The 22,029-nt window shown below is 70.9% G+C and carries 15 protein-coding genes and 2 pseudogenes; 1 reads left to right on the top strand and 16 read right to left on the bottom strand.

Annotated elements, in window-relative coordinates:
* Nucleotides 1–8: 8 nt before the first annotated feature.
* Both lspA and CCN35_RS00530 read right to left on the bottom strand, forming a co-directional pair.
* Nucleotides 9–833, bottom strand: coding sequence for a signal peptidase II (gene lspA / locus CCN35_RS30140; RefSeq protein ID WP_079129672.1), 825 nt, complete (start codon nt 831–833; stop codon nt 9–11).
* A 145-nt stretch (nt 834–978) separates the two neighbouring features.
* The gene (locus CCN35_RS00530; RefSeq protein WP_067392865.1) at nt 979–1,872 is read right to left on the bottom strand and encodes a TraR/DksA family transcriptional regulator; all 894 of its coding nucleotides are present in this window, start codon (nt 1,870–1,872) and stop codon (nt 979–981) included.
* 574 nt (nt 1,873–2,446) lie between these two features.
* Between CCN35_RS00530 and ileS the strand changes: the two genes are divergently transcribed.
* Nucleotides 2,447–5,578 carry an isoleucine--tRNA ligase gene (ileS, locus tag CCN35_RS00520; protein ID WP_211285476.1) on the top strand — a complete coding sequence of 1,044 codons (3,132 nt, stop codon included), beginning with the start codon at nt 2,447–2,449 and terminating at the stop codon, nt 5,576–5,578.
* 265 nt (nt 5,579–5,843) lie between these two features.
* Here ileS and CCN35_RS00515 read toward each other — a convergent pair whose 3' ends face one another.
* The 14 genes and pseudogenes from CCN35_RS00515 to CCN35_RS00450 all read right to left on the bottom strand — a co-directional run.
* Nucleotides 5,844–6,929: a DivIVA domain-containing protein gene (locus tag CCN35_RS00515; protein ID WP_067392862.1), complete on the bottom strand. Its 1,086-nt coding sequence runs from the start codon at nt 6,927–6,929 to the stop codon at nt 5,844–5,846.
* 53 nt (nt 6,930–6,982) lie between these two features.
* Nucleotides 6,983–7,273: a YggT family protein gene (locus tag CCN35_RS00510; RefSeq protein WP_067392855.1), complete on the bottom strand. Its 291-nt coding sequence runs from the start codon at nt 7,271–7,273 to the stop codon at nt 6,983–6,985.
* 56 nt (nt 7,274–7,329) lie between these two features.
* Nucleotides 7,330–7,980 (bottom strand): cell division protein SepF, encoded by a 651-nt coding sequence (locus CCN35_RS00505; RefSeq protein ID WP_086791148.1) that lies wholly within the window; start codon nt 7,978–7,980, stop codon nt 7,330–7,332.
* A gap of 127 nt (nt 7,981–8,107) precedes the next feature.
* On the bottom strand, nt 8,108–8,839 hold the full coding sequence (locus CCN35_RS00500) for a YggS family pyridoxal phosphate-dependent enzyme (protein ID WP_086791146.1): 732 nt from the start codon (nt 8,837–8,839) through the stop codon (nt 8,108–8,110).
* Between the two features lie 17 nt (nt 8,840–8,856).
* On the bottom strand, nt 8,857–9,588 hold the full coding sequence (gene pgeF / locus CCN35_RS00495; RefSeq protein WP_067392848.1) for a peptidoglycan editing factor PgeF: 732 nt from the start codon (nt 9,586–9,588) through the stop codon (nt 8,857–8,859).
* Complete coding sequence (ftsZ, locus tag CCN35_RS00490) at nt 9,585–10,808, bottom strand: cell division protein FtsZ (protein ID WP_067392845.1); 1,224 nt, start codon at nt 10,806–10,808, stop codon at nt 9,585–9,587. The genes pgeF and ftsZ overlap by 4 nt, the downstream gene beginning before the upstream one ends.
* Before the next feature lie 277 nt (nt 10,809–11,085).
* Nucleotides 11,086–11,880, bottom strand: a complete 795-nt coding sequence (locus CCN35_RS00485) for a cell division protein FtsQ/DivIB (RefSeq protein WP_067392842.1) — start codon at nt 11,878–11,880, stop codon at nt 11,086–11,088.
* Between the two features lie 30 nt (nt 11,881–11,910).
* Nucleotides 11,911–13,008 carry an undecaprenyldiphospho-muramoylpentapeptide beta-N-acetylglucosaminyltransferase gene (gene murG / locus CCN35_RS00480; protein ID WP_067392839.1) on the bottom strand — a complete coding sequence of 366 codons (1,098 nt, stop codon included), beginning with the start codon at nt 13,006–13,008 and terminating at the stop codon, nt 11,911–11,913.
* A gap of 6 nt (nt 13,009–13,014) precedes the next feature.
* Nucleotides 13,015–14,396, bottom strand: a pseudogene (gene ftsW / locus CCN35_RS00475) (putative lipid II flippase FtsW).
* Nucleotides 14,397–14,492: 96 nt separating this feature from the next.
* Nucleotides 14,493–15,920, bottom strand: a complete 1,428-nt coding sequence (murD, locus tag CCN35_RS00470) for a UDP-N-acetylmuramoyl-L-alanine--D-glutamate ligase (RefSeq protein WP_067392832.1) — start codon at nt 15,918–15,920, stop codon at nt 14,493–14,495.
* Nucleotides 15,917–16,990: a phospho-N-acetylmuramoyl-pentapeptide-transferase gene (gene mraY / locus CCN35_RS00465; protein WP_067392827.1), complete on the bottom strand. Its 1,074-nt coding sequence runs from the start codon at nt 16,988–16,990 to the stop codon at nt 15,917–15,919. The genes murD and mraY overlap by 4 nt, the downstream gene beginning before the upstream one ends.
* Nucleotides 16,987–18,402, bottom strand: coding sequence for a UDP-N-acetylmuramoyl-tripeptide--D-alanyl-D-alanine ligase (locus tag CCN35_RS00460; protein ID WP_067392823.1), 1,416 nt, complete (start codon nt 18,400–18,402; stop codon nt 16,987–16,989). The genes mraY and CCN35_RS00460 overlap by 4 nt, the downstream gene beginning before the upstream one ends.
* Nucleotides 18,403–18,476: 74 nt before the next feature.
* Nucleotides 18,477–19,997 carry a UDP-N-acetylmuramoyl-L-alanyl-D-glutamate--2,6-diaminopimelate ligase gene (locus CCN35_RS00455; RefSeq protein WP_067392820.1) on the bottom strand — a complete coding sequence of 507 codons (1,521 nt, stop codon included), beginning with the start codon at nt 19,995–19,997 and terminating at the stop codon, nt 18,477–18,479.
* 205 nt (nt 19,998–20,202) lie between these two features.
* Nucleotides 20,203–22,029: pseudogene (locus CCN35_RS00450) on the bottom strand (peptidoglycan D,D-transpeptidase FtsI family protein); the annotation flags it as partial.

The following is a 22,029-nucleotide window of genomic DNA, read 5'->3' as shown; positions in this document are numbered from 1 at the left end:
TCCGGCCCTCAGTCCTTGTGGACGGTCCCGTCCGGGTCCAGGCCCCGGAAGGAGAGCAGCACGATCAGGATGCCGCCGCAGACGATCGCCGAGTCGGCGAGGTTGAAGACGGCGAAGTGCTTGGGCGAGATGAAGTCGACGACCGCGCCCTCGAAGACACCGGGCGCACGGAAGATCCGGTCGGTGAGGTTGCCCAGCGCACCGCCGAGCAGCAGGCCGAGCGCGATGGCCCAGGGCACGCTGTAGAGCTTGCGGGCGAGACGGACGATCACCACGATCACGACGGCCGCGATGACCGTGAAGATCACGGTGAAGGCCTCCCCGAAGCCGAAGGCCGCGCCCGCGTTGCGGATCGCCTCCAGCTGCAGCCAGTCGCCGATGAGACGGATCGGCGGGCGGTGCTCCAGCTTGGCGACCACGATCATCTTGCTGATCAGGTCCAGGGCGTAGGCGACGGCGGCGACCACGAACAGCACGGCGATCCGGCGCGGGCCGCGGGGCCGGGCCGCCGCGGCGGCGTCCTGTGGCTCGTCCGTGCGGGAGGAGTCCGTGGAGGAGGAAGAAGCGGGTGTCCCGGACGCCTCGGGCGCCCCTGCCGCCCCGGCGGACCCGGCCTTCCGGTCCTCGTCCGCCCCGGTCGTCCCGGCTGTCTCGCCCGTCTCGGCCTTCGCGTCCTTCTCGGCCGTCTTGACCGCCGTGGCCGTCCTGGCCTCCTCGGCCGCCCCGCTCTCCTCGTCCTCCTTGTTCTCCTTGTTCTCCCCCGCCGTACCGTCGGTGCCGGGGCCGTCGGCCGGGGCCTGTGCCCCCTCGGCCCCGGACGGCCGGCCGGGCACGGTGCTCCCGCCCGGCCTCTCCTGCTCGTCCCCTGCTGCGTGCGGGGTGTCCGGCGTACCGATGATGCGCTCCGCCTCTGCCACGTGAGTCCCTCGACCTAGGTACCTGACTGAGGACGAGACTACGGCACCCCTCGAAGGACGATCAGTACCGGCGTTCCTGCTTCTGCTTGCACTCCACGCACAGGGTGGCCCGCGAGAAGGCCCGCATACGGGCCTTGCCGATGGGGTTGCCGCAGTTCTCGCACAGACCGTAGGTGCCCGCGTCGAGCCGTTGCAGGGCACGCTCGGTCTGGGTGAGCATCTCACGCGCGTTGGCGGTCAGCGCCATCTCGTGCTCACGCGTGATGTTCTTGGTACCGGTGTCGGCCTGGTCGTCCCCCGCGCCGTCGCCGGAGTCCCGCATCAGGCCCGCGAGGGACGCCTCGGAGGAGCTGATCTCGCTGCGCAGCCGTTCCGTCTCGGACTGCAGCTCCGCGCGCGCCTCGGCGACCTCCTCCGGGGTCCAGGGGTCCTCGCCCGGACGCACGGGGAGGTCGGCCGGGTCCACCACCGCGGCGATGCGCGCCTTGGGGACGGCGGTCTTCTCCGTCGCGGCCGTCTCGGACGTCTTCTTCGCAACCACCGTCGTGGCTCCCGTCTGCCGTGCGGCCCGCGCCGCGCCCGTCTTCTTGGCCGTGCTCTTCCTGCCGGTGCTCCTGCCGGCGCCCCGGGTGCGGGGCTCCCTGCGGGCGGACCTCTCCTCCGCCGGCTCCTTCGGGTCCGGTGTCCCCGGCGCGGTCCGCTCCGGCGGGGGCTGCGCCGCCCCGGTCCTCCTCGCGTCCGTCGTCTTCGCAGCCGTCCTCCGCCTGCCCTGCGCAGAGGATGCCTGCGCGGCCCCGGCGGACCCTGCTGCGGGCGGTTTCCTCATGGCCGCCGCCTCCTTCGCGGCCGTGGCTCGGGCCACCGCCCGAGTGGGCCTTCCGACCTCGTCGCCGGTGGCACCGGTGCTCCGGGACCTGCCGGACGCCGACTGCTCGGCGGTCTTCTTCGCCACCATGGCCGCGGCCCCTTCACATATTGTGATCTTGTTCGCGAATCGTGCTGGGACGATAAATCGACTCGAGTCCCGCGGCAACGGGGCACGCCGCCCGATCCGCCCGCCCCGCACGTGCCGCGGGACCGACATGAATGCGTTGTGCCCAGCTCTTCGCCGGGTAATCCGTTCAGCCGCGCTTCCTGCGGTCCGAACGCCTCCACCACGCCATTCGGGTCAGTGCCCGTCCGGGGAAACCGGTCGGCCGCCGTCCTTCGGGCGCCGTACACTGGGCGGAGCGAAAAGCGTTGATGGGGACGAGTAGCGCCGTACGCAGCCCAGAGCGACCCGGGGACGGTGGGAGCCCGGGGGCGAGCGCGACGTGAAGATCACCCCGGAGCCGCCGGAAGAACGCCCGAGGGGCAGCCCGAGGGTCAGTAGAACCGGCTTCGCGATTCCAATGAGGGGGTTCACCGGAGCGTACGGCGCACCGGGGGGCCAAGGAGGGTGGTACCGCGGGAGCGCGCCGCACGCGGCGTGAGGCAGCAAAGCTCTCGTCCCTCCGACGGAAGGCAGGACATCCGCCGGAGGAAGATCGATGACGCAGTACCGTCAGGTGCCCGCTCAGATCGACCTGCCCGCGCTCGAGCACGCCGTGCTCGACTTCTGGCGCGAGCAGAAGATCTTTGCCAAGAGCCTGGAGCAGTCCGAGGGCCGCCCCGAGTGGGTGTTCTACGAGGGACCGCCCACGGCCAACGGCATGCCGGGCGCCCACCACATCGAGGCGCGTGTCTTCAAGGACGTCTTCCCCCGCTTCCGCACCATGCGCGGCTACCACGTCACGCGCAAGGCGGGGTGGGACTGCCACGGCCTGCCGGTGGAACTGGCGGTCGAGAAGGAGCTCGGCTTCACCGGCAAGCAGGACATCGAGAAGTACGGCATCGCCGAGTTCAACGCCAAGTGCCGCGAGTCCGTGCTCCGGCACACCGACGCCTTCGCCGAGCTGACGACCCGCATGGGCTACTGGGTCGACCTCGACGACGCGTACGTCACCATGGACCCGGAGTACATCGACTCCGTCTGGTGGTCCCTGAAGGAGATCTTCAACAAGGGCCTGCTGGTCCAGGACCACCGTGTGGCCCCCTGGTGCCCGCGCTGCGGCACGGGCCTGTCCGACCACGAGCTGGCCCAGGGCTACGAGACGGTCGTCGACCCGTCCGTCTACGTCCGCTTCCCGCTCACCTCCGGTCCGCTGGCCGGCCGGGCCTCGCTCCTGGTGTGGACGACCACCCCCTGGACGCTGGTGTCCAACACCGCGGTGGCCGCGCACCCCGAGGTGACCTATGTCGTCGCGACGAACGGCGAGGAGCAGCTGGTCGTCGCCGAACCGCTCCTCGGCAAGGCGCTCGGCGAGGGCTGGGAGCCCACGGGCGAGACCTTCACCGGTGCCGAGATGGAGCGCTGGACCTACCGGCGTCCCTTCGAGCTGGTCGAGTTCCCCGAGCCGGCCCACTTCGTGGTCACCGCCGAGTACGTCACCACCGAGGACGGTACGGGCCTGGTCCACCAGTCCCCCGCCTTCGGTGAGGACGACCTGAAGGTCTGCCGCTCCTACGGGCTGCCCGTGGTCAACCCGGTCCGCCCGGACGGCACCTTCGAGGAGGACCTGCCGCTGGTCGGCGGCGTCTTCTTCAAGAAGGCCGACGAGAAGCTCACCGAGGACCTCGCCGAGCGCGGTCTGCTCTTCCGGCACCTGCCGTACGAGCACAGCTATCCGCACTGCTGGCGCTGCCACACCGCGCTGCTGTACTACGCCCAGCCGTCCTGGTACATCCGTACCACCGCGATCAAGGACCAGCTGCTGGCGGAGAACGAGAAGACCACCTGGTTCCCCTCGAACGTCAAGCACGGCCGGTACGGCGACTGGCTGAACAACAACATCGACTGGGCGCTGTCCCGCAACCGCTACTGGGGCACCCCGCTGCCGATCTGGCGCTGCGAGGACGGCCACCTCACCTGTGTCGGCTCCCGCGCGGAGCTGACCGAGCTGACCGGCACCGACCAGTCGGCGCTGGACCCGCACCGCCCGTTCATCGACGAGGTCGCCTTCCCCTGCCCGCAGTGCGGCAGGACGGCCACGCGCGTGCCGGAGGTCATCGACGCCTGGTACGACTCGGGGTCGATGCCGTTCGCGCAGTGGGGCTACCCGTACAAGAACAAGGAGCTGTTCGAGTCCCGCTACCCGGCGCAGTTCATCTGCGAGGCCATCGACCAGACCCGCGGCTGGTTCTACACGCTGATGGCGGTCGGCACGCTGGTCTTCGGCAGGTCCTCCTACGAGAACGTCGTGTGCCTGGGGCACATCCTCGCCGAGGACGGCCGGAAGATGTCCAAGCACCTGGGCAACGTCCTCCAGCCGATCCCGCTCATGGACCAGCACGGCGCGGACGCGGTGCGCTGGTTCATGGCGGCCGGCGGCTCGCCGTGGGCGGCCCGCCGGGTGGGGCACGGCACCATCCAGGAGGTCGTCCGCAAGACGCTCCTGACGTACTGGAACACGGTCGCCTTCCAGGCCCTGTACGCCCGTACGTCCGGCTGGGCCCCCTCCGAGGCCGACCCGGCCCCGGCCGACCGCCCGCTGCTGGACCGCTGGCTGCTCGGTGAGCTGCACGGGCTGACCGACCAGGTCACCCAGGCGCTGGAGGGGTACGACACCCAGCGCGCCGGCAAGCTGCTGTCGGCGTTCATCGACGACCTGTCCAACTGGTACGTCCGCCGCTCGCGCCGCCGCTTCTGGCAGGGCGAGAAGGCCGCGCTGCGCACGCTGCACGAGGTGCTGGAGACGCTGACCCGGCTGATGGCGCCGATCACCCCCTTCATCACCGAGCGGGTCTGGCAGGACCTGGTGGTGCCGGTGACCCCGGGGGCGCCGGAGTCGGTGCACCTGGCCACCTGGCCGGAGGCGGACCTGTCGGCGGTCGACCCGGAGCTGTCGCAGCAGATGGCGCTGGTGCGGCGGCTGGTGGAGCTGGGCCGTGCCACGCGTGCGGAGTCGGGCGTCAAGACGCGCCAGCCGCTCAAGCGCGCGCTGATCGCGGCGGCGGGCTTCGAGTCCCTGGGCCAGGAGCTGCGCGCGCAGATCGCGGAGGAGCTGAACGTCTCCTCCCTGGCGTCGCTGAGCGAGGTCGGCGGGTCCCTGGTGGACACCACCGCGAAGGCCAACTTCCGGGCGCTGGGCAAGCGGTTCGGCAAGCGGGTCCAGGACGTGGCCAAGGCCATCGCGAACGCGGACGCGGCGGCGCTGTCGCTGGCCCTGCGGGAGGGCACGGCGTCGGTGGAGGTGGACGGTGAGACCATCACCCTCTCCCCCGACGAGGTGATCATCACGGAGACCCCGCGCGAGGGCTGGTCGGTGGCGTCCGACGCGGGCGCGACGGTGGCCCTGGACCTGGAGATCACGGAGGAACTGCGGCGTGCGGGCCTGGCCCGGGACGCGATCCGCCTCATCCAGGAGGCCCGCAAGAACAGCGGCCTCGACGTGGCCGACCGCATCGCGCTCCGCTGGACCTCGGCGGACCCGGCGACGGTCGCCGCACTGAGCGAGCACGCCGGTCTCATCGCCGAGGAGGTCCTGGCGACGGACTTCGCCCGGGGAGAGGGGGACGACACCTTCGGGGAGGCCTTCACCGACGAGGGGCTGTCCCTGACCTTCCGCCTCCGCAAGGCGTAGGCACGGCTCTTCGGGGGCGGCCCGGGGACTTCGCTCCCCGGCCCGCCCCCACCCGTCTGTTCAAAGGTGCGGTGGGCTGCCTCCCCCTGCGCCCTGCCGAGGGGGCCGTGCCCGGGGGGGGCGGAAGGCCCCCGCACACCCCACAGGTCCCGCTCATGGAGCCGCACACGCGAGAACGGCCCCGGAGGGAGATCCTCCGGGGCCGTTCTCGCAGGCTGCCGATGCCTACCTCGTCACGCGCAACGCGTCACGAGCTGTTCAGTTGTCAGTTGTCGTCCTCGTCGATCAGGAAGCCCCGCATGGGCGACGGCGCCTGACCCATCGGCGAGGGACCCTGCGGGCGCACCGGCGCCATCGGCTGGGTCATCGCCGGGGACATCTGCTGCTGTCCGCCGAAGGACGGTCCGCCGGACTGGTTCGGTCCGCTGCCCACCGACTGGTTGCCGCCGAACGACGGGGAGCTCGAACCGGCCGGAGCCATGGAGGGCGCCGGGGACGGCGGCAGAGACGCGGTCGCCGGGGTCCGCGGCGGGGCCAGCGAGTCGTCGGCCTGGGCCTCCAGCTGGCGCAGCTGCGACTCCAGGTACGACTTCAGACGCGTGCGGTACTCGCGCTCGAAGCCCCGCAGGTCCTCGACCTTGCGCTCCAGCGTGGCGCGGGCGGACTCCAGGGAGCCCATGGCCACACGGTGCTTCTCCTGCGCGTCCCGCTCCAGCGCGTCGGCCTTGGCCCGGGCGTCACGCTCCAGCCCCTCGGCACGCGAACGGGCCTCGCCCACGATCTTGTTGGCCTCGGCGCGCGCCTCGGCGATCGCCTGGTCGGCGGTCTGCTGGGCCAGCGACAGGACGCGTGCGGCGCTGTCGCCGCCGGGGCCGCCCATCGGGCCCATCGGGCCGCCCATGGGTCCGCCGGGACCCATGCCCTGCATCGGGCCGCCCATGGGTCCGCCGGGACCCTGGCCCATCGGACCGCCGGGACCCTGGCCGCCCGGGCCGGCGGGAAGCTGCGGGGCACCGCTCGGCAGCTGGGGCGGGCCGCCCATGGGGCCGCCGCCCATCTGCTGCTGCGGCGGGCCCGATATCCCGGCGGGGACCGGAGCGCCAGGCCCGCGCATCCCCTGCTGGCCCTGCGGCTGGTCCTCCGGGGGCTTGCGCATGTTCTGCTGGTTCTGGGCAGCAGCACGCGTGGCGGCGGCCAGCTTGGCGCGCAGATCCTCGTTCTCGCGGAGCAGACGGGTCAGCTCGGCTTCGACCTCGTCGAGGAAGGCATCGACCTCGTCCTCGTCATAGCCTTCCCGGAGGCGGACGGTCGTGAACTGCTTGTTCCGCACGTCCTCGGGGGTCAACGGCATCTCTTCACCTCAAGGTAGTCATCGGCAGTCGGCAAGACCGTATCGTCCACAGGTCACCTCGCGAGGCTTCCCACGATGGAGATCAGGATGTAGACGATGATCATCAGAACGAAGAAGGACAGGTCTAGCGCCACGCCCCCGAGACGCAGCGGCGGGATGAATCGCCGCAGAAGCTTCAGTGGTGGATCGGTGACAGTGTAGGTGGCCTCCAGAACGACCACCATCGCCCTGCCGGGTTGCCATGAGCGCGCGAACTGGAACACATAGTCCATGACCAGCCGGAAGATGAGCACGATGAGGAAGACCATCAGTGCGATGTAGAGAACCTCCAGGGCTACATCCATGACCGGTGCTTCCCTCTCCCCTGTCGTGCCGGCTTCCGCCGGTGCCGGTAGTGCTCTCAGCTCTGGTTGAAGAACCCGCCCTCTGCGATGCGGGCCTTGTCCTCCGCCGTGACATCGACGTTAGCAGGCGACAACAGGAACACCTTCTGCGTCACCCGCTCGATGCTGCCGTGAAGACCAAACACCAAACCCGCCGCAAAGTCGACAAGTCGCTTGGCATCTGTGTCGTCCATCTCAGTCAGATTCATGATCACCGGCGTGCCCTCGCGGAAGTGTTCCCCGATGGTACGGGCCTCGTTGTAGGTCCGGGGGTGAAGTGTGGTGATCCGGTACGGTTCACGTTCCGACACGACCTTGGGCATGATCACCGGTGCGTTCTTCTCCAGGCTCGCGCGTTCTTGTGTGATGGATGCCACGGGCGCGATGCGCGCCGGACGCCCGGATTCCGCCGGAAGCGAAGTCGAGGGGGACACCGGCTCGCGCGGCGCCGGAGGCTGCACCGCGCGTACCGATTCATCCCTTTGGGGCTGGTGTGCACCGTGTGTTCCATGTGAGGAATGAGACGGCTCGTGCCGTCGGCGGTCACGCTCGGGCTCCGGGTCCAGCTCGGGCTCGAAGTCGTCATCGGGGTCGAATCCCCGGCCGTCGTACCCATCGTCCTCCACGAGGCCGAGGTAGACCGCCATTTTGCGCATCGCGCCGGCCATGCTCTGAGTCCTCCGCTCTGTGGTGGATCCGCTGACGACCGCCAAGTGCCCGCGATCCACGAGGTCGTTGCGCCGTGTCCGGCGGTATTGACCATATTTTCTGCTGTGGTCCGACTTCTTGGCGACGTTACCTGAGCCTGGGGCGGACTCCGAGTACCGCGGTGCCGACGCGCACATGTGTCGCTCCGGCCGCCACGGCGTCCTCGAGGTCCCCGCTCATCCCTGCCGAGACCATGGTGGCAGCCGGATGGGCTCTGCGCAGGTCGGTCGACAAATCCATGAGCCGCTCGAACGCCGCCCGTTGACGGCCGGCGTACTCGCCGGTCAGCGGGGCGACGGTCATCAGCCCGTCGAGCCGCAGCCCCTCGGACCGTGCGACCAGGTCGGCCAGCTCCTCGACTCCCTCGGGTGCCACACCTCCCCGCTCTCCCCGGTCCCTCTCCCCCGCGTCCAGCGCGACCTGGATGAGGCAGCCCACCTCGCGTCCCGCCCGCACGGCCTCCTTCGAGAGTGCCGTGACCAGCCGGGCGCGGTCGACGGACTGCACGACATCGGCATAACCGACCGCGGATCGCACCTTATTGGTCTGAAGTTGACCGACAAAGTGCCAAGTAAGGGGCAAATCCGCACATTCGGCGGCCTTGGGTGCCGCCTCCTGGTCCCGGTTCTCGGCCACATGACGTACACCGAGCTCCGACAGGATCCGCACATCCGAGGCCGGGTAGGTCTTGGTGACCACGACAAGGGTCACCTCCTCGCGCGACCGGCCCGCGGCGGCGCACGCATCGGCGATGCGCCGCTCCACCTTCGCCAGATTCGCCGCGAGTTCGTCCCTGCGGTCGTCCTTGTGGTCCGTCATGCCTCCGTCGTGCCCCATCAGTCCAGCCAGACATAGCCCGCGAGCCGACCGGTGGTGCGGTCGCGGCGATACGAGAAGTGATCCTTCGACTCCCGTGTGCACACCGGCGACTGCTGCCGGTCGTGCACCCCGAGGCGCTCCAGCTGCGCGTGCGCCCCGGCGCTCACATCGACGGCCGGTGTGCCCCAGCTCGTCTCGGCGTACGCCGCCGGCTCGACGGCGGCCACCTCCGCGCGCATCGCCTCCGGAACCTCGTAGCACCGGCCGCACACGGCGGGGCCGGTGCGGGCGACGATCCGGTCCGGCTCGGCACCGAGCCGGATCATGGCGCGCACGGCGGCGGGGACCACCCCGGCCACCAGGCCGGGCCGTCCGGCGTGGGCCGCGGCGGCCACCTTGGCCACCGGGTCGGCCAGCAGCACCGGCACGCAGTCCGCGGTCAGCACGGCGAGGGCGAGCCCCCGCTGCCTGGTCACCACCGCGTCGACGGACGGGATGCCGGCGGCGTCCGTCCACGGGCCGTCCACCACCGCCACCTCCGCGCCGTGCACCTGGTTCATCCAGACCACCCGGTCCGGGTCCAGTCCGAGGGCCCGGGCGGCCCGCTCCCGGTTGGCGCGCACGGCGGCGGGGTCGTCGCCCACCGCGCCACCGAGGTTCAGCTCCTCGTACGGAACGGCGCTCACTCCGCCCCACCGGTCGGTGAAGGCGAAGTGCGCGCCGTTCACGGTGTCGTGCTGTCCTATCACTTGAGAAAGTCCGGTACGTCCAGTTCCTCGGCCGCGCTGTCCGTGTAGGCGGGCCGCGGCGGCGTGACCGGCGGGGCGGCGGGAGGCAGGTCGCGCGCCGGCTCCGGAGCGACGGGCTCCGGCTCCTCCTTCGGCGTCACGCTGCCCAGCGTGCCGAAGGTCGGACGGCTCTCCGGCTGCCGCACCGGCGTCGGCTCCTCGCGGCGGACCGGGGCCGGGGAGGCGGAGGGGGAGGCGGTCGAGCCGAGGACGTTGTCCCGGCGGGCGGGCGGCTGGCCGCCGTCGAACCCGGCCGCGATCACGGTGACCCGGACCTCGTCGCCGAGGGCGTCGTCGATGACCGCGCCGAAGATGATGTTGGCCTCGGGGTGCGCGGCCTCGCTGACCAGCTGGGCGGCCTCGTTGATCTCGAACAGACCGAGGTCGCTGCCGCCGGAGATGGACAGCAGCACGCCCCGGGCGCCGTCGATGGAGGCCTCCAGCAGCGGCGAGGAGATCGCCATCTCGGCGGCGGCCACCGCGCGGTCGTCGCCGCGGGCCGAGCCGATGCCCATCAGGGCCGAACCGGCCTCGGACATGACCGACTTCACATCGGCGAAGTCCAGGTTGATCAGGCCGGGGGTGGTGATCAGGTCGGTGATGCCCTGCACACCGGACAGCAGCACCTGGTCCGCGGACTTGAACGCGTCGAGCACGCTGACCTGGCGGTCCGAGATGGACAGCAGCCGGTCGTTGGGGATGACGATGAGGGTGTCGACCTCTTCCCGGAGCTCGGCGATGCCGTCCTCGGCCTGGTTGGCGCGGCGCCGTCCCTCGAAGGTGAACGGGCGCGTGACCACGCCGATGGTGAGGGCACCGAGCGAACGAGCGATGTTGGCCACGACGGGCGCGCCGCCGGTGCCGGTGCCGCCGCCTTCCCCGGCCGTCACGAAGACCATGTCGGCCCCCTTGAGGACCTCCTCGATCTCCTCGCGGTGGTCCTCGGCGGCCTTGCGGCCCACGGCCGGATTGGCGCCGGCGCCGAGTCCGCGGGTGAGTTCGCGGCCGACGTCGAGCTTGACGTCGGCATCGCTCATCAACAGAGCCTGCGCGTCGGTGTTGATGGCGATGAACTCGACGCCCTTGAGACCGACCTCGATCATCCGGTTGATGGCATTGACACCACCGCCGCCGACACCGATGACTTTGATGACTGCGAGGTAGTTCTGCGGTGCTGCCACGTCGAAGGCCTCTCGCCTCGAGTTACGTGTCGCCGTCCGCGGTCCTGCCGCGAACCGGCGACTGATGCCGAATGGGACGGTCCGAATGCCGACCCGAACCCTAACCCTGAAGTTTAGGGTTACCAGTGTGTCTGTTCCCTGAAGTCCTCGGAACAGGACACTAAGTCGACACGTGGCGCCCGTTCAACGAACACGCCGAACCTCCCGTTTTTCTTTTCACCCTATGTGATCAGGCATAGCGCTGCCCAGCCAGGGTGCTGGCCTGCCTGGATACCCGTCAACTCCCTGATGACGCAGGGGCGGTGGGAACCCTGACGTCGAAGTGCCGGGCCTCGGGTGCCGCTTTCATCAACGCGGTGAGCGCACGGGCCTTCAGAGGGCTGTGCTCGCTGCTCCCCCAGGCGACGGTGCGCCCGTCGTTCAACTCCAGTGAGATGTCGTCATAGGTGCGGACCTTGACGGCTCTCGTCTCCCGGGCGACCGCGGCGGGAATCCGGGCGGCCACCGTGACCGCCTCGCGCACGAGCCGCTTCTCGTCGAACCGCCGCAGGCTCGCCGCCGCCGAGCTCGACCGGGAAAGCGACAATTCCAGCACCGGCACCCCTTTCGGCGCCTGGGAAACCGTGGCGAACCGGACACCGTGGCGGTCCACTTCGACGAACTTTCCGCCCTTTTCCTCCACCATGACCGGAGTGCGCTCGACCACTTTCAGCTCGATCTCGTCGGGCCACGAGCGTTCGACGTCGACCGATTCAATGCGGGACAATTCGCCGCGCAGCCGGGCCGCGACCGCGTCGGTGTCGACGGAAATCAGCGGGCTTCCCAGCCGCACCCTCGCCACGGCGCGCACCTCCTGCGGGGTCAGGACCCGCGTCCCGGAGACGGAGACGCGCTTCACATGCGTCCACTGCGAGCCGTACAGCATCCACAGCGCACCGGCGTTGAGGAGCAGGACGGCCAGAGAAAGGATGACGATCGTACGAGGGCGCGGCCGTCCGAACCGGCGGCTTCGAGGCGGGCCGGACGACTCCTGCTGAAGGTCACCGCGTTCGGCGGCGGTCGGTCCGGCCACGCTCTCAAGCCCTTCCGTGCATACGGCGTCCTAATGATCCTGACGGTGTGCCGCGATCGCCTCGTACACCATGGCGACGAGCAGCTCGTCGGCGTCCCGGCGGCCGAACTCGCTGGCGGCACGGGACATCTGGTAGAGCCGGTGCGGGTCGGCGAGCACGGGCAGGACGTTCTGCAGCACCCACTCCGGGGTGAGCTCCGCGTCGTCGACCAGCAGTCCGCCGCCGGCCTTGACCACCGGCTGGGCGTTCAGCCGCTGTTCGCCGTTGCCGATGGGCAGCGGGACATAGGCGGCCGGAAGTCCGACGGCGGAGAGTTCGGCGACGGTCATCGCGCCGGCGCGGCAGAGCATCATGTCGGCCGCGGCGTACGCGAGGTCCATACGATCAAGGTAACTTACCGGGATGTACGGCGGCATTCCCGGCATCTGCTGCACCTGGGGCAGTTCGTTCTTCGGCCCGACCGCGTGCAGGATCTGGATGCCCGCCTGCTGGAGCTTGGGCGCGACCTGCTGGACGACCTCGTTGAGCCGGCGGGCGCCCTGCGAGCCGCCGGAGACCAGCAGCGTGGGCAGGTTGGGGTCCAGCCCGAAGGCCGCCCGGGCCTCGGGCCGCACGGCCGCCCGGTCCAGGGTGGCGATGGAACGGCGCAGCGGGATGCCGATGTAGCGGGCGTTCCGCAGCTTGCTGTCGGGGGTGGAGACGGCGACCCGGGTGGCGTAGCGCGAACCGATCTTGTTGGCCAGGCCCGGGCGGGCGTTGGCCTCGTGGACGACGATGGGGATACCGAGCCGCTTGGCCGCCAGATAGCCCGGCAGGGCGACGTAACCGCCGAAGCCGACCACCACATCGGCCTTGGTGCGCTCCAGGACCTGCTCGGCCGCCTTGATGGTGCCGCGCAGCCGGCCCGGAACGGTGATCAGCTCGGGGGTGGGCTTGCGTGGCAGCGGCACCGCCGGGATCAGTGCGAGCTCATAGCCCCGCTCGGGCACGAGCCGGGTCTCCAGGCCGCGCTCCGTGCCCAGGGCCGTGATCCCCACGGTCGGATCCTGCCTGCGCAGGGCGTCCGCGAGGGCGAGCGCGGGCTCGATGTGGCCCGCGGTACCTCCGCCGGCGAGTACGACATGCACCGAAATTCACCGCTCTCCGGACGAACGCGCCGCTAGGCACGCCGTCACATCGTGTTCCATCTCCGAGGCCCGCGGCCGGATGCGCGGTCGGATCCCCGCCCGGACGTCAGGCCTCCCGTCCGCTTTCTACCAAAGCGTGGTTGCCGCATGGCAAGCGCCGCCCGCGCAGCGGGCTCGTCACGCGCGAAGGCGATCAGCAGCCCGACGGCGAACATGGTCGGCAGCAGGGCGGACCCCCCGTAGGAGAACAGCGGGAGCGGGACGCCGGCGATCGGCAGCAGACCGAGCACCGCACCGATGTTGATCACCGCCTGAGCGGTGATCCAGGTGGTCACGCCTCCCGCGGCGTATCTCACGAAGAGGTCCTCCGTGCGTCCGGCCACGCGGATGCCCGCATAGCCTAGAGCCGCGAACAGGACGAGCACCGACAGCGTGCCTGCCAGGCCCAGTTCCTCACCGGTGACGGCGAAAATGAAGTCCGTGTGGGCTTCGGGGAGTTGGCCCCACTTCTCCACACTGGCGCCGAGCCCGGAGCCGAACAGCCCGCCGGAGGCGAGGGCGTAGATGCCGTGCACCGCCTGCCAGCACTTCTCCGCGTCGGTGGAGCCGACGCAGGCGAACCGGTCGAGCCGGTTGGGGCTGGACCGGATCAGAAGGGCGCCGATCACGGCGGCGAACGCCAGGACGCCCATGAACAGCCGGGTGGGCGCGCCCGCCAGCCACAGCAGGCCGAACAGGATCGCGGTGAGGATGATCGCCGTCCCCATGTCGCCGCCCATCATGATCAGGCCGAGCAGCAGGAAGGCGACCGGGACGAGCGGCACCAGCATGTGTTTCCACTGGGTCAGCAGCCGCTTGTCCTGCTTGCGCGCGATCAGGTCGGCGCCCCACAGCACCAGGGCCAGCTTGCCGATCTCGCTGGGCTGGATCTGGAAGGAGCCGCCCAGCGCGATCCAGTTCTGGTTGCCGTTGACCGCCACCCCTATCCCCGGCACCTGCACCAGCGCCATCAGGAACACCGCGCCGGCCAGGATCGGGTAGGCCAGCGCCCGGTGCAGCTTGACCGGCATCCGGGCGGCGGCCAGCAGCAGCCCGGCGCCGATCGCGGCGGCGAGCAGCTGCTTGCGGAAGAAGTACGAGCCGGGCAGCGACATCTGCAGCGCGGTGATCTGGGAGGCCGAGTAGACCATCACCAGCCCCAGCACGGTGATCAGCAGACTGGCGCCGAGGAGCAGGTAGTAGGCCGTGAGCGGGCGGTCCCAGGCCCTGCGCATGCGGACGACCGGATTGCGCAGGGGGTTCCCGTCCCCCGGTCCGGCGGCCGGGGGACGTGCGACGGCCCGCTGCACGGGCGGGCGTCCCGTGCGGCTTCGGGGGCTACCGGGCATCCGGGCCTCCGCTGTACGTCGGCCACGCAAATCCGGCTCGGCTCACGAGTCCCACGCCTCCCTCCCGAGGTCGCCCGGCGGCGCAGGCGGCCGGGGTCAGGCACCGAGTTCGGACACAGCCCGGGCGAACGCCTCGCCGCGCTTGATGTAGTTGGCGAACATGTCCATGGAGGCGCAGGCCGGGGCCAGCAGGACCGTGTCACCGGGCCGTGCCAGCCGCCGCGCCTCCTGGACGGCCTGGAGCATCGCCCCAGTGTCGGTCCGGTCGAGGTCGACGACGGGTACTTCGGGGGCGTGTCGCGCGAGGGCGTCGCGGATCAGGGCGCGGTCGGCGCCGATGAGGACGGCACCGCGCAGCCGTTTCGCCGCCTGTGCGACCAGTTCGTCGAAGGTCGCGCCCTTGGCCAGACCGCCCGCGATCCACACGATCGACTCGTACGACGCCAACGAGGCCTGGGCGGCATGGGTGTTGGTGGCCTTGGAGTCGTCGACGTAGGCCACGCCGTCCACATCGGCCACGTGCGCGATGCGGTGGGCGTCGGGGGTGAAGACCCGCAGACCGTCCCGGACCGCCGCCGCCGGCACGCCGTAGGCGCGGGCGAGGGCCGCCGCGGCAAGGGCGTTGGCGATGTTGTGCGGGGCGACGGAACGGGCGCCCGCCGCGCCGATGTCGGAGATCTCCGCCAGCTCCTGGGCGTTCCTGTGCCGGTTCTCGACGAAGGCGCGGTCGACCAGGATGTCGTCCACGACGCCGAGTTGGGAGGGGGCGGGGGTGCCCAGGGTGAAGCCGATGGCCCGGCAGCCCTCCACGACGTCCGCCTCGCGCACCAGGTCCTCGGTGGCCTTGTCGGCGGCGTTGTAGACGCAGGCGACGCGGTTGCCCTCGTAGATGCGCCCCTTGTCGGCGGCGTAGGCCTCCATGGAGCCGTGCCAGTCGAGGTGGTCCGGGGCGAGGTTGAGGACGGCGGCGGAGTGGGCGCGCACGGAGGGCGCCCAGTGCAGCTGGTAGCTGGAGAGTTCGACGGCGAGGACGTCGTACTGCTCCCCGCCGAGGACGGCGTCCAGCAGGGAGACGCCGATGTTGCCGACCGCGGCCGTGCGCAGACCGGCCGCCTCCAGGATGGAGGCGAGCATCCGCACGGTCGTGGTCTTGCCGTTGGTGCCGGTGACGGCGAGCCAGGGGGCGGCCTGGCGGCCGCCCCGGCCGCGCAGCCGCCAGGCGAGTTCGACGTCGCCCCAGACGGGGACGCCGGCCCGCCCGGCGGCGAGGAACAGCGGCTTGTCCGGCCTCCAGCCGGGCGCGGTGACGATCAGCTCGGTGCCGTCGGGCAGGGTGTCACCGTCGCCCAGGCGCACGGCGACACCCAGCGCCTCCAGCTCCTCGGCCTGCGTCCGGGCCCGCTCGTCGTCGCCGTCGTCGACGACGGTGACCTTCGCGCCGAGGCCGCTGAGGACCTTGGCCGCCGGGACCCCGGAGACCCCGAGTCCGGCGACGGTGACGTGCTTCCCCTGCCAGTCGGTCACTTGTCAGCTGCCCATCCCGCGTAGAAGATACCGAGTCCGACAATGACACAGACGCCCTGAATGATCCAGAAACGGACCACCACGAGCACTTCGGACCAGCCCTTGAGTTCGAAGTGGTGCTGGAGCGGTGCCATCCGGAAGACGCGCTTGCCGGTGAGCCGGAAGGAACCGACCTGGATGATCACCGACATGGTGATGAGGACGAACAGGCCGCCCAGCAGCGCGAGCAGCAGCTCGGTGCGCGAGCAGATCGCCAGGCCCGCGAGCACACCGCCGAGCGCGAGCGAGCCGGTGTCGCCCATGAAGATCTTGGCGGGCGAGGTGTTCCACCACAGGAAGCCGAGGCAGGCCCCCATCAGCGCGGAGGAGACGACCGCGAGGTCGAGCGGGTCGCGCACCTCGTAGCAGGCGCCCGGGTTGGTCAGCGTCTGCGCGTTGGCGCAGGACTCCTGGTACTGCCAGACGCCGATGAAGGTGTAGGCGCCGAAGACGAGCACCGAGGCACCGGTGGCCAGGCCGTCCAGACCGTCGGTGAGGTTCACGCCGTTCGACATCGCCAGGATCATGAACAGCGCCCAGACCACGAACAGCACCGGGCCGATCGACCAGCCGAAGTCGGTGATGAACGACAGCTTGGTGGAGGCGGGGGTGTTGCCGCGGTTGTCCGGGAACTGCAGCGCGAGCACCGCGAAGACGACACCGAAGATCAGCTGGCCGGCCATCTTCGCCTTGGCCCGCAGGCCCAGCGAACGACGCTTGACGATCTTGATGAAGTCGTCGAGGAAGCCGACCAGGCCCATGCCGACCATCAGGCCCAGCACCAGCAGACCCGTGTAGGTCGGGGGCTTGCCCGTGATCACCTTCGACAGGAAGTACGCGGCGACCGTCGCCAGGATGAAGGCGATGCCGCCCATGGTCGGTGTACCGCGCTTGCTGGCGTGCTCGCGCGGGCCGTCGTCGCGAATGTACTGACCGTAGCCCTTGCGTGCCAGGAGCTTGATCAGCAGCGGGGTGCCGATCAGGGTCAGGAAGAGGCCAATGACACCCGCGAACAGGATCTGCTTCATCATCGGGCGGCAACCTCACCCTCGGCACCGGCCTCGAGCAGCGCCTGGGCGACGCTCTCCAGACCGACCGAACGGGACGCCTTCACGAGCACGACGTCCCCCGGCCGTACCTCGCTGCGCAACAGGTCGATCGCCGCCTGTGCGTCGGACACGTGCACCGACTCCTCACCCCACGAACCCTCGTTATATGCGCCCAGTTGCAGCCAGGACGCTTCCCTGCCCCCAACTGCGACGAGCTTGCTGACGTTGAGCCGGACGGCGAGCCGCCCGACCGCGTCGTGCTCGGCGAGCGCCTCGTCCCCGAGCTCGGCCATCTTGCCGAGCACCGCCCAGGTCCGCCGTCCCCGGCCCATCGCCGCGAGCGCGCGCAGGGCGGCCCGCATGGACTCCGGGTTGGCGTTGTAGGCGTCGTTGACGACGGTCACGCCGTCCGGGCGCTCGGTGACCTCCATCCGCCAGCGGGAGAGAGAGCCCGCCTCGGAGAGCGCGGTGGCGATCTCTTCCGCGGACATGCCCAGCTCGTGGGCGACGGCGGCCGCGGCGAGCGCGTTCGACACGTGATGCTCACCGTACAGGCGCATGGTCACATCACATGCACCGGAGGGTGTATGAAGCCGGAAGACGGGCTGCCCGCTGTCCGTGAGTCTCACGTTCTCGGCGCGTACGTCCGCTTCGCCGGACTCTCCGAAAAGGATCACCTTCGCCTTCGTACGGGAGGCCATGGCCCGCACCAGGGGGTCGTCGGCGTTGAGGACCGCGGCACCGCCCTCCTCGGCGGAAGGCAGGCTCTCCACCAGCTCGCCCTTCGCCCGGGCGATCTGCTCGCGGCCGCCGAACTCGCCGATGTGGGCGCTGCCGACGTTGAGCACGACGCCCACCTTCGGCGGGGTCAGTCCGGTGAGGTAGCGGATGTGGCCGATGCCGCGGGCGCCCATCTCCAGCACGAGGAACCTGGTCTCCTCGGTGGCGCTCAGCGCGGTCAGCGGCAGCCCGATCTCGTTGTTGAGCGAGCCCGGTGTGAACACGGTCGGCGCCTTGCGCCGGAGCACCTGGGCGATGAGGTCCTTGGTGCTGGTCTTGCCCGCGGAGCCGGTCAGTGCCACAAGGGTCGCACCGAGCCGGCGCACGACATGGCGGGCGAGGGCGCCGAGGGCGGTCTGCACGTCCTCGACCACGATCGCGGGCACGCCGACGGGCCGGGACGCCAGTACGGCGGCCGCGCCCGCCTCGGCGGCGGCGGCGGCGAAGTCGTGGCCGTCCACGCGTTCGCCGACGAAGGCGACGAAGAGGCTGCCGGGCGCCGCCTCGCGGGAGTCCCGGACGACGGGTCCGGTGACGCTCACGGACGGATCCGGTATGTCGTGCATCTGCCCGCCGACGACTTCTGCGATCTCGGCGAGGGAGAGGGCGATCACAAGTTCATCCCCTGGTCTTCTGGATTTTCATCCCTGGGCCTTCAGGATTCTCGTCCCCGGGTGGTGACGGAGGTTCATCCCTGGGTGTTCTGGATGGCTTCGCGAAGCACCTGGCGGTCGTCGAAGGGACGGACCACTCCGGCGATGTCCTGGCCCTGCTCGTGGCCCTTGCCGGCGACCAGCACGGTGTCGCCGGGCCGGGCCCGGGCGACGGCGGCGGCGATGGCGGCGGCCCGGTCCTCGAACAGGAGCACCTCGCCGCGTTCGTGCGCGGGCACCGAGGCGGCGCCCTCGAGCATGGTGGCGAGAATGGCGAGCGGGTCCTCGGAGCGGGGGTTGTCGGAGGTCAGCACGGCGGTGTCGGCGAACCGGGCCGCGGCGGCGCCCATCGGCGCGCGCTTGCTCCGGTCGCGGTCCCCGCCGCAGCCGAGCACGAGATGCACCCGGCCCTTGGTGACCTTGCGCAGGGCCTTGAGGACCGACTCGACGGCGTCCGTCTTGTGCGCGTAGTCGACGACCGCCAGATACGGCTGTCCGGCGTCCACGCGCTCCAGGCGGCCCGGCACGCCCGGCACGGCGGCGACGCCGTCGGCGGCGGTCTGCGGGTCCAGGCCCGCGGCGGCCAGCGCCACGACGGCGGCGAGGGTGTTGGCCACGTTGAACGGGCCCGGCAGCGGCGAGCGGGCGCTGATCCTTTGGCCCTCGGGGCCGACCACCGTGAACGTGGAGTCGACCGGGCCGGTCCGGACGTCCTCGGCGCGCCAGTCGGCGTCCGGGTGGCCCTCGGCCGAGAAGGTGACGACCGGGACGGTGGCCTCCCCGGCGAGCCGGCGCCCGTACTCGTCGTCGAGGTTGATCACGCCGAGCCTGCTGCGCCCGGGGGTGAACAGCTGGGCCTTGGCCCGGAAGTAGTCCTCCATGCCGGAGTGGAACTCCATGTGCTCCGGGCTGAGGTTGGTGAAGACGGCGACGTCGAAGACGCAGCCGTCGACCCGGCCGAGCACCAGGGCGTGGCTGGAGACCTCCATGGCCACCGCCTCGACACCGCGCTCGCGCATGACCGCGAACAGGGCCTGCAGATCGGTGGCCTCGGGGGTGGTGCGCTCGGACTTGATGCGCTCCTCGCCGATGCGCGTCTCGACCGTACCGATCAGTCCGGTGGACTTCGCGGTCCTCAGACCGCCCTCGACGAGGTAGGAGGTGGTGGTCTTGCCGGAGGTGCCGGTGATGCCGATCTGGAGCAGGTCGCGGCCCGGCCGGCCGTAGATCGTGGCCGCCAGCTCGCCCATCCGCCCGCGCGGGTCGTCCACGACCAGGACCGGCAGTCCGGTCGCGGCGGCGCGTTCGGCGCCGGAGGGGTCGGTGAGCACGGCGGCCGCGCCCAGACCCGCCGCCTGGGCGACGAAGTCGGCGCCGTGCGCGCGGGCGCCGGGCAGGGCGGCGTACAGGTCTTTGGGGCGTACGGCGCGCGAGTCATGGGTGATGCCCGTGACCTCGACCGCGCCGTCCGGGGCGGCGACCCCCAGCTGACCGGCGAGCTCCGCGAGAGGCGTGGCGGGGACCCGGGCCGGTCTCGGCGGTCCCGGATGCGTCACGGAAGCGCCTTTGTCGGTGGTCTGGGACTGATCAGCGTGTGGCACGGCCGTGAGCGTACCCGGCGTACCTGCCTCGGAGCGAAGTGAGGGCCGGGGCGGGAGGCTGTCGCCGGGGCCGGAGGTGATCGTTGTCACGGCTGGTTCCTGGGTCTTCCGTTGGGGTGATGCCGGGCGGGGAGGGGGCGTGAGGGGCGCCGGGCGCCGGTCACGGCTTGAATTCGACGGGCAGGTTCGCGGGCTTGGTCCCGGTCGGCGGCACCTGGAGCGTCTTCAGTGCGAATGCCATGACCTGCTTGTAGATCGGGCCGCAGATCTGGCCGCCGAAGTAGCTGCCGCGGGTGGCGTTCTGGATCGCGCAGTAGACGGTGACACGGGGGTTGTCGGCGGGGGCGAACCCGGCGAAGGAGGAGGTGTAGCCACGGTATCTGCCGGTGGCCGGATCCACACGGTTGGCGGTGCCCGTCTTGCCCGCGACGCGGTAGCCGGGGATGCGCGCCTTGACGCCGGTGCCCTGCTCGTCGTCCACCACGGACTCCAGCATCTGCGCGAGTTCCCTGGCCGTCTTCTCGCTCACGACCCGCTTCTTCTCCGGCTCGGGGGCCGGGGTGAAGCGGCCGTCGGCGTCCCGGGTGCCGCGCACCAGGGTCGGCTGGATGCGGACCCCGCCGTTGGCGATGGTCGAGTAGACGGACGCGGCCTGCAGGGCGTTGATGGAGACGCCCTGGCCGAAAGGAATCGTGTACTGCTGCGAGGTGGACCACTTGTCGGGCGGGGCGAGGATGCCCCTGGTCTCGCCGGGGAAGCCGAGTCCGGTCGGCTCGCCGATGCCGAATTTGCGCAGATAGGAGTAGAGGACCTTGTTGGCCTCCTGCTGGGTCCTGCCGAGCTGGCCGGTGGCCAGGATGGTGCCGATGTTGCTGGACTTGGCGAGCACGCCGTTGAGCGTGAGATACCAGGTCTCGTGGTCGACGTCGTCCTGGAAGAGCCGGTCGCCGCGGTGCAGCCGGTTGGGCACGACGACATGGGTGAGCGGTGTGGCCGCCTTCTCCTCCAGCACGGCGGCCATGGAGATGACCTTGGCGGTGGAGCCGGGCTCGAAGGCGTCCTGGACGGCGGCGTTGCCGAGGGCGGACGGGTCGGCGCGGGACAGGTCGTTGGGGTCGAAGCCGGGGGAGTTGGCCATGGCGAGGATCTCGCCGGTGCGGGTGTCCTGCACGATGACGTAGCCGCGGTCCGCCCCGGACTTCCTGACCTGCTCGGTGATGGCGTGCTGGGCGGCCCACTGGATGTCGCGGTCGATGGTGAGCTCCACGTCGGAGCCGGGCACCGCGGGCGTCTCGGTGGAGCCGGCGGTGGGCACCTCGCGGCCGCCGGACTGGGCGTAGCGGATCTTGCCGGGCTTGCCGGCCAGCTGCTCGTTCAGCTGCTGCTCCAGACCGCCGCCGCCCTTGCCCTCGGCGTTGACCCAGCCCAGCACCCCGGCGGCGANNTGCTGGGCTCGGAGAAGACACCGGCGAGGACGTTGACCGTGCTCTTGGTCCTGTCCGCCCGGGCCTTCTTCGCGAGCGCGGTCTTCAGGTCCTTGATCTGCTTCCAGACCTGCGGGGCCTGGCGGCGGGCGAGCAGCACGTACCGGGTGTTCGGGGTGCGGAGCTTCTTGGCGATCGTGTCCTGGTCCTGCCCGAGGATCGGGGCGAGGAGGGCGGCCGCCTGCTCGGGACCGTCGTCGATCTCCAGCTGCTCCCGGGTGAACATCGTCGGGTCGGCGGTGATGTCGTCGGCGTCCACGCTGGTCGCCAGCGTCACCCCGTTGCGGTCGGTGATGCCGCCCCGCTCGGCGGCCAGGGTGTGCACGACGTACCGGTTCTCGTCGGCCTTGGCGGCGTACGCGCTCGCGTCGATCACCTGCACCTGCAGCAGCCGCGCGGTGAAGACGAGCATCACCAGGGTCAGCGCGATCCCGACCGCCCGCAGGCGCGGCCGGGGGCTGCCGAGCCGGATCCGCCCGGGTGCCGGCCGCCGGTCCCCCGGC

Origin of the sequence: Streptomyces thermovulgaris (assembly GCF_002155915.1) — a bacterium.
Lineage (GTDB): Bacteria > Actinomycetota > Actinomycetes > Streptomycetales > Streptomycetaceae > Streptomyces > Streptomyces thermovulgaris.
The sequence above is the reverse complement of the archived record's forward strand: the minus strand, read 5'-3'. Positions and strand labels throughout refer to the sequence as shown.